The sequence below is a fragment of the Archangium sp. genome (assembly GCF_036389735.1).
Taxonomy (GTDB): Bacteria; Myxococcota; Myxococcia; order Myxococcales; family Myxococcaceae; genus Archangium.
Window position 1 is genome coordinate 1 of sequence record NZ_DASVWK010000411.1, and the last position, 14127, is coordinate 14127.

Annotated in this window: 6 protein-coding genes and 1 pseudogene; 4 read left to right on the forward strand and 3 right to left on the reverse strand. The window is 69.0% G+C overall.

Features of this window, described 5'->3' with window-relative positions; all coding sequences use genetic code 11:
* Positions 1–181 (reverse strand): DUF4287 domain-containing protein (locus VF794_RS14780; protein ID WP_331110870.1); only part of this gene is annotated, 181 nt, incomplete at its 3' end.
* Between the two features lie 58 nt (positions 182–239).
* Positions 240–1781, reverse strand: a complete 1542-nt coding sequence (locus VF794_RS14785) for an MFS transporter (RefSeq protein WP_331110872.1) — start codon at positions 1779–1781, stop codon at positions 240–242.
* Between the two features lie 137 nt (positions 1782–1918).
* Here VF794_RS14785 and VF794_RS14790 point away from each other — a divergent pair, with 137 nt between their 5' ends.
* The 4 genes from VF794_RS14790 to VF794_RS14805 all read left to right on the forward strand — a co-directional run bounded on the left by VF794_RS14790 (position 1919) and on the right by VF794_RS14805 (position 13078).
* Complete coding sequence (locus VF794_RS14790; RefSeq protein ID WP_331110874.1) at positions 1919–2923, forward strand: polyprenyl synthetase family protein; 1005 nt, start codon at positions 1919–1921, stop codon at positions 2921–2923.
* Positions 2920–3492 carry a GbsR/MarR family transcriptional regulator gene (locus VF794_RS14795; RefSeq protein ID WP_331110875.1) on the forward strand — a complete coding sequence of 191 codons (573 nt, stop codon included), beginning with the start codon at positions 2920–2922 and terminating at the stop codon, positions 3490–3492. Before VF794_RS14790 ends, VF794_RS14795 begins: the two co-directional genes overlap by 4 nt.
* 30 nt (positions 3493–3522) lie before the next feature.
* The gene (locus VF794_RS14800; RefSeq protein WP_331110877.1) at positions 3523–4044 is read left to right on the forward strand and encodes a gamma-glutamylcyclotransferase; all 522 of its coding nucleotides are present in this window, start codon (positions 3523–3525) and stop codon (positions 4042–4044) included.
* 280 nt (positions 4045–4324) lie between these two features.
* On the forward strand, positions 4325–13078 hold the full coding sequence (locus tag VF794_RS14805) for a LamG-like jellyroll fold domain-containing protein (protein WP_331110879.1): 8754 nt from the start codon (positions 4325–4327) through the stop codon (positions 13076–13078).
* Between the two features lie 79 nt (positions 13079–13157).
* Here the strand turns inward: VF794_RS14805 and VF794_RS14810 are convergent.
* Positions 13158–14127 (reverse strand): annotated as a pseudogene (locus tag VF794_RS14810) (hypothetical protein); the annotation flags it as partial.

Consider the following 14127-nt stretch of genomic DNA (forward strand, 5'->3'; position numbering starts at 1 on the left):
AGATCATCCCCGCCTGTCCGTGCCCCAGCCCGTGCTCCTCCTTGAGCCAGACGCGGGCCTCCTTCGGATCCTTCGGGCCCTGCTTCTTCAGCAGAGAGACCCACTCCTCGAAGGTCTTGCCCGTGTTCTTGGGCAGGTTGCGGATGATGGCCTCGCGCATCTCGCGGGGAGTCTTCGGCATGGGTCTCCTCGAATGGGGAGCCCCCAGCCTGTCCCACGCGTGGGCCGTGCGTCCAGCGTCAGGACTCGGCGCTGACGGAGCGGGTCTCGGCGAGCGCCGGGGCCGGGGAGGGCACCCGCACCGCGCGGGCCCGTTGGCTCACCAGCGTCACCAGCGCCCCCAGCGAGCACACGGAGCGGACCCCCGGCTCGAGGATGCGCATGGCCAGGAAGGCCGCGGCCAGCCGCGCCACGGCGGACAGTACGAAGAGCACGTGCAGGTTCACCCACAGGTGGCTCCCGACGGTGAACTCCGCGGGCAGCAGGCTCGCCACGCCCCCGCCCAGCGCCGAGGCCGCCGCGTAGGCGAGCCCTCCCGCCGTGGAGAACGCCGCGAGGTAGAAGGGTCGGCCCTTGCGCGGCGCCACCGACAGCGGCAGCGCGAAGCTGGCCAGGCCGTGGCCACTCCAGAGCACTCCGGCCAGCACCACGTCCAGCAGCAGCGGCCAGAGGAACGTGGCCGTCGGGAACAGCCAGATGACGGGGACGAAGGCGATGCCCAGCGAGCACGCCAGCAGCACCGGCTGCGCGCCCAGGCGATCGATGAGCCTTCCCCAGAAGGGCGCCGTGAGCATGCGCATCCCGGCCACCGCCGCCAGGTACAGCGCCATGGTGACGAAGCCCATCTTCAGGTTCTTCAGCATGTGCAGCGTGTAGAAGGGCGCGCAGAGGCCCACCGCCGCGTTCCACGCCACCTGGTACACCAGCACCCGGCGCGCCCGCTCGTCGCGCAGCGGCAGCAGCGCCACGTGGAAGTCCAGCTTCGCCTTCTCCCTGTGCGGCGCCGGGTCATGCTGGCGAGCCATCAGCAGCGTGGTCACCACGCCCACCCCGCAGGCGGCCGCGGCCAGCAGCGGCAGGCCCAGGCCCACGCCCTCGGGAGGACGCAGCTTGTCCATCAGCACGCCCGCCACCAGCGAGGCCACCGTGCCCCCCAGCGTGCACAGCGCGGTGCGCCGGCCGAAGAAGCGCCCCCGCAGGGACTCGGGGACGAGCTCGCCCATCCACGCCACCCAGGCGTTGTTGCCGATGACGCCCAGCACCGCCGAGACCGCCGCCACCGTCACCAGCAGCCGCTGCTGTCCCTCCAACGTCAGCGGCAGCCAGGGCAGCACGCACAGCGGCAGCATCACCTGCCGCGACAGGCACACCGCCACCAGCGCCACCCGCCGGTACCCGAAGGTGGACGTCAGCCACGCCGCCGGGAACTGGATGAACTGGGCGAAGAAGGGCAGCGCCGTCATCACCCCCACCAGGAAGGGCCCCAGCTTGAGCGCCAGTGCCCAGCCGGTGAGCACCGTGGCCCCCGCACACGCGGTGAACACCTCCGCCACCATGCCTTCGGCCACCGAGGCCCGCAGGGAGTCGCGCAGGACTTGACGCGCCGCGCCATGCTTCGGGCTGCCCACGGGGCGGGTACCCCCGGCCGGGGCTCCCTGGAGGGGCGCGGACGCGCCCGGCAGCGCGCTTCCCGGGCGGAAGAGGGGGACGGCGGAAGCGAGGGCGGCGAAGCTGCGGAGGAGATTGCGGCGCACGGCGGCCGTGTCTGTCTCACGACGCACCGCGTTCCTTCAAACCGAGCGCTGGTGCCTGCCTGTCCTCCTTCCAACCCCCCCCCGGCTGCCCGCCCATGCAGGAAGCAGGTGCAGTTCACGCGGTCTTGAACTATATGAACGGGCGCAGAGGAGAAGAGGGGTACATGGAACTCGCGCGTGAACTGGCGGATTTTCTGGGGAGCGTGGAGCAGCGGCTGGGCTCGATGCTGGCGGACGGGGATGCGGGCCCGGGCGTGAAGGGCGACACGCTGATGGAGGCCGCGCGCCACCTGTGCATTGGCACCGGCGGCAAGCGCGCCCGGCCCATGCTGGTGCGCCTGTTCGGCGGCGCGGTGGGCGTGGCCCCCGAGACGCTGGTGGACGTGGCGGTGGCCGCGGAGATGATCCACTCCTCCAGCCTCCTGCATGACGACGTGGTGGACGCCGGCATGTACCGCCGCGCCCGGCCCACGGTGAACGCCCGCTGGGGCAACATCGTCGCGGTGATGAGTGGGGATCTCATCCTCTCCACCGCGCTGCACCGGCTGGCCCACCTGGACCCGCGCCTCACCCAGAGCGCACTGGCGGTGGTGGTGGAGATGTCCCGCGCGGCCATCACCGAGGTGGAGGCCCGCGGCAACCTGGACCTGCCCCTGGAGCGTCTGCGCTTCGTCGCCGAGGGCAAGACGGGCTCGCTCTTCGGCTGGTGCGGCAGCGCCGCCGCCACGCTCGCCGGCCAGCCCGAGGCCGCCCAGCGCTTCGATCTGTTCGGCCGCCGGTTCGGCGTGGCCTTCCAGATCGCCGATGACATCCGGGACGTGCTCGGCACGGATCCGGGCAAGCCGCGCTACGCGGACGTGCTGTCGGGGACGCCCTCGCTGCCCATCCTCCTGGCGGTGGCGCGCGACAGCAGCCTGAAGGGCAAGCTGAAGGACGCGTGGGCCTTCACCACGGTGAATCCCGAGCGCACCCGCGCCATCGGCGACGCCATCGAGTCCACGGGCGCCGTCGACCTGGCCCTGGAGCGGATGAACAAGGAGCTGGAGGCGGCGGTGGACGCGCTGGGGCCCTACGGGCAGCAGGGGACGGGGATGGAGCTGGTGGACTGGGCGCGCAAGCTGTCGGTGGGCATGTCCACGCAGGCGCAGGAGCGGAGCCGCGCTGCATGAAGGGCTACCTGTGGACGGGCGGTCTCGAAGCGGGCAGGGGGGAGTCCAGCAACGGTCGTCTCGCTCCCTGGGAAGCCATCGCCACGGATGCGGTGGGCAATGTGATTGAGTTCTGGGGCTTCAAGCGCAACCAGGGCCGGGTGTGGGCCCTGCTGTACCTGCGCGGCGAGCCCCTCACCGCCGGGGAGATCGAGCGCGAGCTCGACCTGTCCAAGGGCGGGGTGTCCATGTTGTTGAGGGACCTGGAGCGCTGGGGCGTGGTGCGGCGCGTGCGCCTGCCGCAGGACAGCGCGTGGCGCTACGGCGCCGAGACGGACCTCATCCGCATGGTGTCGCACGTGATCGAGGAGCGGGAGGCGGGCTTCATCGAGCGCATCCGCGCGGACCTGGGCGAGGCACGGCGCATGGCCGAGGCGTCCGGAAACGTCCCCGCGGAGTATCTGGCCCGGCTGGAGAAGATGGCCACGCTCGCGGAGCACGTGGAGCGGGCGCTCCGGCTGTTCGTGAAGACGGCGCGCCTGGACGTGGGCGGCATCCTCGGTGCGCTGCGCGAGGAGTCGACGCGGTAGGGTGTGGCCCGACGGCCGACGGAGGCACGCATGGACTCGCATTACGATCAGGTGATGAAGGCGCGGCAGCAGGCGGACACCGGGGCCTCGAAGCTGTACTTCGCGTACTCGACGATCCTGGACCGGGCGGCGTTCGAGGAGTGGCGCTCGCAGCACAGCTACGACTTCTTCGATCTGCCCGAGGGCAAACTGGCCGAGGCGCTGGACGTGGACCTGGTCTACGACTTCCCCTCGAGGTGGTGGGGAGGGCGGGTGGCGGGGCTGACGGACGCGCCGGGCAAGAGCGTGTACGGGCGGCTGTTCGAGATTGGCGGCAAGGACTGGCCGATCATCCAGCACAAGGAGGGGGCGGTGACGAGCATGTGCGTGGAGCGCGTCGTCCGGGTGCGGGTGGAGGGGCAGGAGCTCCAGGCCACGGCGTTCGTGACGTCGCCGAGGCGCGCGTCCAATGAGGGCCCCATCAGCCAGCGGTTCATCGAGGCGCTGGTGCGCGGCGCCCAGAGCGCGGGCCTGCCGGCGGAGTACCTCGAGCGGCTGCGCCGGGGCGAGTAGGGCAGGGCGTTTTGTTTTTCCCCCGAGCCCTCCAGCAGCAAACCCCTGTAAGTGCGCGCCATTGGCGGAGCCGCGGACACGTCAATGACGTGTCCGTTGACACGTCAGAGCGCGCGGAGGCGCCCCCAGGGGCGCTCCCTCCCTCCCTCTCAGCGCTGCCTCCTCGACCCCTCGGCACTCCGATGGGACGCGGTACGCCTGTTGCACACCGGCCCGGTGACGACAATCTGCAACGAAATTCAAAAATGTCGATCCCGCGAGGGATCCCGCGGAGGAATGAGTGAAGCTCTCTGGCCAGAAGGTCAATCACATCAATGCCATCACCCATGATGGCAAGGTCGTGTGCTTCGGCACCGACGTCGACGGCGTCCTCTGGTACACCGTCAAGCGCAGCGGCTTCGAGGACACCGCCATCCAGGAGGGCGCGGATCCGTTCGGCTTCGAAGCGTGGAAGAAGGTCCGGTTGGGCGAGTCGGTCGCCGACCTGTCGGTCATCGCCGCGGAGCAAGGCACGCTCGCCGACGCCAGCGGCAAGGTGTTGGTGAAGACCGTCTACGGCGACTCGGCGGAGGCCACGAAGAGCGCCAACGCGCCGGCGCAGATCGTCTCGGCCATGGATCTCCTGTACCTGTTCCGGCAATCGCCGAGCGGCAAGCTCCTCGTGAATCGCTTCGTGCTCGACGGGATGACCAATGAGCTCGTGCCCAAGCTCGAGGTGCGGTTCCGGCGTAGCAGGCAGCGGCTCGAACCGCAGGAGTCCACCACGTCGAAAAACGGCCTCAGCGCGGATAACCTCGACTACCGCGACATCGACGGCAAGAGCTTCTATGAGGGGGCCATCGAGCTCGGCTTCGCGGGCGCCGTGGCGAATGGGTGGTTCTCCCCCATCTTCGTGCCGACGGCCCAAAACGATCGCAACAGGTGGCACCTCTTCGTGGTCGACGCCGCGACGGCCAGGCTGGTGCTCTACACCGTCGGCTCCGGCGCGGACGGGCTGTTCGACGTCAAGGATTACCTCTATGGCCAGAGCGATCCGGAGGACCCGGAGCGCACCCTCTACCGCGCGATCCCGGGCATCATCCGCCGCACGCTCGACCTCACGGGGCTGACCATCGCGGGCGGCCCGGCGGCGACCACGTACGATCTCCAGAAGGAGCAGATGACCGACGCGGGGCCGCAGCTCATCCGCGACGCCATGCGGGTGATGCTCGCCGTCCCGGTCAAGGCGATCGGCAGCGAGGTCGTGAGGACGGCGGCGCTCTCCTTCGCGATCGCCGCCGACGGCACGCTCTCCCAGATCGATCCCACGCCGGACCAGAGCACGGTGCTGCGCAGCGACACGCGCGAGGTCGTCACGCCGCTCACGCTGCTCGATGACATCAAGGAGATCGCGAGCGCGTCGCCGCCACCGATGGGGACCGTCGTCGCCACCGAGCAGGGCGAGGATGACCAGCTCCAGCTCCGGTCCAAGGAGGCGCTGCCGGCGACCCTCGAGGCCGGCGCCAGGGTGAGGCTCCGCGGGACGCAGAGCTACGACGGTTATTACAAGGTGAGCAGCGTCGACGGTGCGACCTTCACGGTCGACGCGAGCTTCACGAACAACGAGGCCGGCTTCTGGGAAGTCGTGCCGGAGAAGCAGACCGGGCTCGTGTTCGACAACATGGTCGTGGGCACCGAGAAGACCGCGGACGGCAAGCTCTTGATCCGTTGTCCGGCGCACGATCTGAAGGCCGGCGACGAGGTGCAGATCTCCGGCACCCGTGAGTACGACGGGATCTTCCCCATCGCCTCGCTCGTGCCCGACCAGGACGGCTTCGTGCTCGACGCGCCGTACTTCACGGGCGAGGCGGGGAACCTGGGCAAGGTGGTGCGCAGGGGGCTCCGGATGGACGGCAACGATCGCGTCGAGACGCCGGACCTCGAGCTCGCGCCGCCGAGCCCACAGCGGGAGCTCGGCCGCACGCTCTCGGCCTGGGTGCGGGTGGACGCCGCCGGCAACCTGGAGCAGAGCCTGATCGCGGATAGCGGCGGGCTGATGAAGCTCGGGCTGGGCAGCGACAACAAGGTGAAGCTCGTCGTCCGGATGAGCGACGGCGCGGTGCGGACGGTCACCGCTCCCGACGCGATGGCCGTGAACACGTGGGTGCATTACGCGGGGACGGTCGACTACACCACGGCCAAAGGCGGCGCGACGCGGATCGCGCTCTGCCGCGGCGGCGTCGAGGTCGCGAAGCTCACCGTCGGGCACGCGATGCCCTGCCACCTGGGCGACCAGGTACTCGCGCTCGACGGCGTGGACGATTACGTGGAGGTGCCGGCCTTCGCGAGCCCGACGACGGCCCTCACCGTGTCGACGTGGGCGCGCAGCGAGACCGCCACCTGGAACGCCTCTGGCTGCGTCGTCTGCAAGCGGGACGCCTTCATCCTGCACCCCATCGCGGGGACCAGACAGCTCCAGTTCTACGTGTATCTGGCCGGCGTCGGCTGGAGGGTGATCGACTGCACGCCGGACGATATCCAGTCCTGGCACCAGTACACGGGCACGTTCGACGGTAAGATGCTCCGGCTCTACGTTGACGGGGTCCTGGCCGCGGAGGCTCCGGCCGCCGGCTCAATCCAGGCGGGTTCAGGGGTCCTGTATCTCGGTTACGACAACGGCGCGGCGGGCCGCCTGCTCAAAGGGCAGGTCGCGGCCGTGGAGCTGTGGAGCCGGGCGCGCACGGCCGCCGAGATCGCGGAGGGCGTCTCGAAACGGCTCTCCGGGCGCGAGGCGGGGCTGGTGGGGTACTGGCCGCTCGACAATGGCACGACCCGGGACCTCGCACCGGCGAAGCGGCACGGGACGCTCAAGGGGAACCCCGCCTGGAAGCAGGCGGCCTATCTGCATCCGCAGATCGTCCCCCCGGCATCTCCGGGCGCCAAGCTCGCCCAGGTCATGATGTTCGATGGCGCGGGCGATTACATCGACGTGGCCAGCGCCACGCCGCTCTTCACCGGCAGCTTCACCGTGGCCGGGTGGTTCAGGGTGACCGGCGGCAGCGGCACCGACCGCGTGGCCCTCTCGTGCACCGGCCCCGGCGCTCACGGTATCGGGATCGCCGCCATAGCGGGCAACCAGTGGATGGTCATGGCGGGGCAAGGGAACTCGTTCGCCTCCGTGAACGGGCCGGCCGCGGTGGAAGGGGTCTGGGTGCACATCGCCCTCACGATCGGCGCCGGCGCGCTGAACGTCTATTTCAACGGGGCCCTCCAGGGGACCACCCCGTGCGCGTACCAGCCGCCGAGCTGGTTCATGCGCATCGGCGCGGGCGTGGTCATGGGGAGCTCGAAAAATCACTGGAACGGCTGCATCGCGGACCTGCAGATCTGGAGCCGCGCGCGCACCCAGGCCGAGATCCAGGAGGACATGAAGCGCAGGCTCAGCGGCCGCGAGCCCGGCCTCGTCGGCTACTGGCCGCTCGACGCTGGCGCCGACGATCTCACGCAGGGCAAGCGGCACGGGTCGCTCCATGGCAACCCCGCGCTGGTGAGCGCCGGCTCGGCGTACACCATCGGCCAGGGCTTCTCTGGCGAGATCGCGGACGCGCAGATCTGGGACCTCGCGCGGGCCGCGGCGGACATCCAGGACACGATGCACCTCGTGCTCACGGGCAAGGAGCAAGGGCTCGCGGCCTACTACCGGATGGGCGCGATCGTGTACGAGGAGCGCCCGCCAATCGTGCCGGACTTTTCGCACCACGGCCGCAACGGCGTGGTGATGGGCGACCCCTACGCGGGCGCGCGCCGCCTCACGCGCGCGACCGGGTCGGGCATGAAGGCCGTGAAATACAGCAGCGAACAGCTCGTGGCGGTCAGCCAGCGCGGCATGTACGAGGAGACCTTCGAGTTCCGCGTCACCTCGCCCGACCCCGCATTCAATCCGAGCAACGCGGACGGCACGGGGCTCAAGCTCTTCGCTTTCTCGTACTGGGGTAGGTCGAGCCGCGGCAGCGACGAAGTCATCGCCTTCCCCGCCGGAAGCGCCATGGAGAGCGACTTCCAGAGCCTCGGGGGCGGCTGGTACAAGGCGGCCGCGAGGGTGGTCGTGCCCGACGGCGTGAGCCTCATGCGCGCCTTCGAGATCGCGGACGTGCGCGGCAAGTGGGGCACCGAGGCCTCGGCGCCCGCGGCCGAGTGGACGGCGATCGACATCCGCAAGCACCGCATCCGCCTCATCTCGGACGTCGTGACGTGCGACAGCTACACGGACGTCACGGCGCTCTCGTCGCTCCCCGCGCAGGCGCAGGGGGTGCAGGACAACCTGACACTGTTCCGCAGGGCGGAGTCCAGGCTGTCCCGCGTCGAGCTGCTTATCGCGGACCTCCTGGCGCGGATCGACGTGGCGCAGAACAACCAGCGCTACATCGCCGAGAAGAACGCGCTCACGGCCAGCCTGCCCGGCCTCGTGTCGCAGAAGACCACGGTGCAGAACGAGCGCACCGCGATCCTGAACGACCGCTGGAGCTACTGGCTGAAGCTGCTCGCGAGGCACAGCCGGATGGTTGTCTCCGATAACGGCTGGTGCCTGGCTCAGGCCTCGTGGACGGGGGCCGCGAGCCAGCACTGGCAGTTCGAGCCGCTGGGCGATGGGACCTACCGGGTCCGCAACAAGGCTCGTGCGATGTCGAAGGTCCTGACCGTCTATAACGGCGAGCACATGGATCTCGAAAGTGATGCGTCGGCCAGCATGGCCCATCTGCAGGCGTGGCAGGTCCTGGACGCGGGCAGCGGCTACAACTCGATCCGGGCCGCCTTCAATCACAGGGTTTGGGACGTGACGGGCGGATACACGTCGGCGGACACCCGGGTCGGGCTCTGGGATTCGCTGGGGCTCGATCACCAGCGGTTCCTCATCGAAAAGCTTGGCGAGCTGCACCCTTCAGCGAAGAGCGCCATCGATGCCAAGGACGCGCGGATCGCGTTGCTCAGCGCGCAGATCACGGCGGCCCAGCAGCGCCTGGACTGGCTGAATCAGGTGCTCGCCGCCAACGAGAGCCTCGCCTCGCTCCAGAACCAGCTCACGGCCGCGCAGACGGACCTCGGCAAGGTGCGCTCGGACGTCGCGGCGACGAACACCACCTTCATGAGCCAGCTCACCCAGGCCGGGCCGGCGACCATGCCGCTCGTCGCGACCGACGATCGGGATCTCGAGACGGCCGGAGCCGTGCTCGATTTCGCCCAGCCTGTCGGTGGGGTCCGGCTCTCGGAGAGCTGCGACGGCAACCTGCTGCTCACCTACTTCGACACGCAGGGCCGGATGCGCGCCACCGCCTATGACGCGGCGGCGGACAGCCGCAACGCGGCGTTCGAGCAATGGATCCCCGACGCCGTGCGCGCCACCACCGACCTGCGCGACAGCGGCGACAAGGTGACACTGGCCCAGTCCGTGAGCCTGCCCGTGAGCGGGTGGACGTGCGAGGCCTGGGTGCAGTACCCGCTGGCCACGAAGGCCGATGGGAGGATGTACGGCATGAGCGTGGTCGCCGCGGCAGACGGCAAGCCCGACGCGCCCATGGCGGTGCGAAAGGGGAGCCGGCTCGGTCTCCTCGTCGACGGCTGGTTCTTCGACAGCGGCGCCGACCTCGGGCGAACGCTCGCGGCGGGGTGGCACCACCTCGCGGTGGCGGCGACCCGGAACACGGCCACGTTCTACGCCGACGGCGTGAAGATCGGCAGCCGCAAGACCCAGCAGCCCGCGCTGCGCTTCAATGGCTCGGCCGATCACATCGTGGTGCCGGCGCACGCGAGCCCCACGCCGACCATCACGGTGTCGGTCTGGGCGCGCGCCGCGACCGCGACCTGGAATGCCATGGGCTTCCTGGTGAGCAAGCGGGACGGCTACGTCCTGCACCCCATGACCGGGACCCGGAAGATCGTGTTCAATGTCTGCATCATCCCCGCGGGCTCGACCACCGGTGGGACCTGGCAGCCGGTCGAATACACGCTGGCCGACATCCAGGAATGGCACCTGTACACGGGGACGTACGACGGCAGCTACATCCGCCTCTACATCGACGGGGAGCTCGTCGCCGAGAGAGCGGTCGCGGGGGCCCTGCAGGTCGCGTCGGGCCCGCTGTACATCGCCTACGACAACTACGAAAACGCCTACCTGCACGCCGACATCGCGGAGGTCTCCATCTGGAGCTCGGCGAGACCCCTGGGCGACGTCCGTGACGACCTCTACCGTTCCTTCAAGGGCGACGAGGCGGGCCTCGTCGGGTACTGGCGCATGGAGAAGGTCGACGAGGGCGGGGTGGTCAAGGTCAAGGACCTCACGTCGAACGCGCGCCACGGCGTCGTGAAGGGGGCGCCGGTGGACGCGACCCTCACGAGCATGCGCGAGATGTCCGTCAAGGTCCTGGGCAATCTCTCCGCGGGAGGCAGCCCCATCGGGCGGCTCAGCCAGGTGCGGCTGTGGAACCTGGGCATGACGGAGGCCGAGGTCGCGGTGCATGCCCGCACGTCGAGCTCGGGCAACGAACCGGGCCTCCTCGCCTACTGGCCGCTCGATGAGAGCACCGGTGGGCAGGTCTTCGATCGCTCCGCTGGCGGTCAGGCGCACGGCACGCTGGTTGGGGTGGAGTGGGTGGCCAGTACGGCGAACATCGGCAACCTGGGGGGTCGGGTGCTGGCGCTGCCCGACCGGGGGAATGCTTACGTGCAGTGCCCGCCCATCGCGCTCGCCGGCAAGAGCTTCACCTTCGAATGCTGGGCGCGGCGCAGCGGCGCGGGCATGGGCGCCAGTCACCAGTTCATCGCGGCGATGGGCACCCCCAGTCCGAACGGCGGGCTCCACTTCGGTTACCGGAGCACCAACCAGCTCACGGTGGCGTTCTACGGCCCTGAGGTTTTGGACACGGCGGGGGCGTACACCGATACGGACTGGCACCACCTCGCCTTCACCTACGATCAACCCACGAAGAAGCAGCGGATCTACGTCGACGGGGTATTGACCGCGGAGAGGACGGCGGCGGCCGACTTCGCCGGGGCCGGCAACCTCGAGATTGGCAGGGGCATCGGCGGCGCCTTCTACTTCCCGGGTGAACTCGCCGAAGTCAGGATCTGGGACCGCGCGCGCACGCCGGCCGAGATCGTGGCGAACCTGCGACGCCGCATGACGGGCGCCGAGGCGGGCCTGCTCGCGTGTTATCCGATGGACGAGGTGAACGGGGACAACAAGGTCCGCGACCGGAAGTCGGGCCTGTTCCAGGGGCAGATGAGCGGGAGCGCGACGCTGCTCCTGTCCACCTTGCTCCCCATGGCTGGCGCCGACAGCCTGGTCACCACCGAGTACAGCTCGGTGGAGGTGAGCGGCGAAGGCAAGAAGCAGGCGCTCATGCGGCGGTTCTACGGGCTCGCGGCCGGAAGCAACGTCGAACTCTTGCCCGAGCAGCGGATCGAGGAGCTGGTCTTGCGATGGGTCGGCAACACCCAGATCAACCCGACGCTGCTGGGGTACATCGAGGGCGCGCCGCCGGTCCCGTCTGAGAACCTGACGGGGGCGACCGACGAGTACGAGTACTACGGGGCCACGAGCGTGACGCTCGCGCAGTCGGACGAGACGACCTACGCCTGGCAGCGGAGCGAGACCCAGAGTTCCGCGTTCAGCGTCGAGGGCTTCGTCGGGACGGCGTGGTCCGAGGAGGCGGGCCCGGGCATCGGGTTCATGTCCACGGTCTCGGAGGGCGAGGTGGGCGCGGGCTTCGACTACTCATACGAGAAATCCAGCGGTCAGGACACCTCGGTCAGCGCGACGTCCAGCCTCGCGACGAGCGACAGTCTGGCCCTCACGGGAATGTTCGAGGACACGCCCGCCTCCCCCGTGCTCGGCAAGCGCTGGGTCCCCAAGAACGTCGGGTATGCGCTCGTGATCTCCGGCATGGCCGACGTCTTCGTCACGAAGCTCAAGCGGAGCGGTCGAATGGTGAGCTACGACATCCGGCCGGTCGACGGGGTGCCGCTCGATGTCAATACGATCACCTTCCTGGTGAACCCCGCGTACACGATGAACGGGAGCCTGGACGGCCTGGTCGGCTCGATGCCCGCGGATCCGACGTTCTACCCGCACGTGCCCGAGATGCGGGCGCAGTACGGCTCGCTGTATCCGGCCAGCTACTTCCGGCTCAAGGAGGCGTACGCACTCAAGGACGCCATCGAGCGGGCGGACAAGGAGCGCGAGAGCTTCTTCTACAACTTCGATTCGGATCAGCTCGACGAGCTCGACTCATTCGCCGGGCCAGGCTCCCCGAGCATGTCTACGGGGAGCGCCCCGGCGGGGTCGAGCCAGGCCGAGCTGAGCGATCAGAACGAGCAGAAGAAGAAGGAGGCGCAGGACGAGGCCGCGAAGCGCCAGGCGGAGATCAACGCGAAGCTCAACAGCCTGGAGGGGCGCGTGCGCGCGGGCGCCGCCTTCGCCGACTGGCAGCTCCGCATGGAGAACATCCAGAGGAAGGCGGGCAAGCGCAATATCGTCAATACGTACGTGTGGGACGGAGACGGCGGGATGCGCACGGAGGAGCAGAGCTTCGCCAGCACGATCGAGCACTCGATCAACACGGAGCTGAGTAATAGCGGCGGGGCCGGAGCCTCCGCGGACGTGGCGTTCGCCCGTTTCAAGTTCGCGTTGTCGCTCGTGGGCTCGGGCGGCAAGGTCGAGGGGAGCAGCAAGACGCTGAGCCTCGGCAAGAGCCTCGAGCTCACCGTGGACCTGGGCGGCGTCGACAAGAGGGGCATCACCGATCTGCGCGACGCCCCGCTCTTCCCGGGCGAGAAGGTGGATCGTTATCGATTCATGAGCTTCTACCTCGAGGGGAGCACGGAGCACTTCAAGGACTTCTTCAGCTACGTGGTCGATCCGGAGTGGCTCATGAGCAATGACGAGGAGGCCCGCGCGCTGCGGCAGGCGCGCTCCGCGAAGCCGAACAAGTGCTGGCGGGTGCTGCACCGGGTGACCTATGTGGAGCGGCCGGCGCTGATGGGTCTGCGGAGGAGGTAGATGCGAGCAGGGCGGTCTGGCTGGCCGGCCAGCCAGACCCACTCCGCGAGGCGAGTGCCCAGGCCATGGGCGTCCTTCGTCACTTCATGCACACGAACTCGTCGCCACCGTCATAGTCATCTTTGACCGGCTCGCATCCGGCGTTTGCCCATACGTTGTTCGGCTTCGAAGTGACGGAGACCTGCCGGATGATGGTCGCGGAAGGCCAGAACTTCTGGCAATAGGCAAGGTCGCCGACGTTGCAACCAGACATGCAGTCCTGGTCCCACGTCCAGGTCCCATCCGGCAACGTGTGGCTGTTGACCTTCCCGCAGTAGCGCGCGAAGCGTCCGACCACGGTCGGCATGCCCACGCACTCGAACTCGTCGCCACCATCAAAGTCATCGGTGACCGGAGCGCACCCAGCGTTTGCCCACACGTTGTTCGGCTTCGAGGAGACGGGGACCCTCCGAATGCTTATCGTGGAGGGCCAGAACTTCTGGCAATAGGCAAGGTCGCCGCTGTTGCAACCGGACGTGCAGTCCTGGTCCCAGGTCCAGGTCCCATCCGGCGACGTGTGGCTGTTGACCTTCCCGCAGTAGCGCGCGAAGCGTCCGAGCACGGGGCCGGAAGCATGGCAATCCCGCAGGCAGCTCTCGCCCGTCTCGTCACCGTTGCAGATGTCGTCGCCGCAGTACGGGGAGGGGGGCGGGCAACTCCCACAGTCGGCGGAGCACGACCCGCAGGTTTCGCCGCCCTTGCACAGGCCATCCCCACAGGAGGCGCTACCGCCGCCATCCGGTTCACCCGCGGGCGGCGGTTGCGTCACACCGCAAGCGGCGAGTACTCCGAGGGACAGCCCAGCCAACAAGACAACCAGACGATTCTTCACGCGCAGCTCACTGAGGTAAGGGGACAGACCTTGGATACCACGGGAATCGCGCTCAAGAGCCGCCCGCTCCATGAAGATCGAGAGGGCAATGCGGGCCTCCAGCCGTGAGAGCGGTGCCCCAATACAGACCTGGAGGGCCAGGCTCCACCTGGGAAAAATGCGCGAGAAATAATCGCTG

Bases quoted from the DNA above. Each gene is read 5' to 3' on its own strand.
- VF794_RS14800 (WP_331110877.1), top strand. From the start codon at position 3,523: ATGGACTCGCATTACGATCAGGTGATGAAGGCGCGGCAGCAGGCGGAC.
- VF794_RS14790 (WP_331110874.1), top strand. From the start codon at position 1,919: ATGGAACTCGCGCGTGAACTGGCGGATTTTCTGGGGAGCGTGGAGCAG.
- VF794_RS14795 (WP_331110875.1), top strand. From the start codon at position 2,920: ATGAAGGGCTACCTGTGGACGGGCGGTCTCGAAGCGGGCAGGGGGGAG.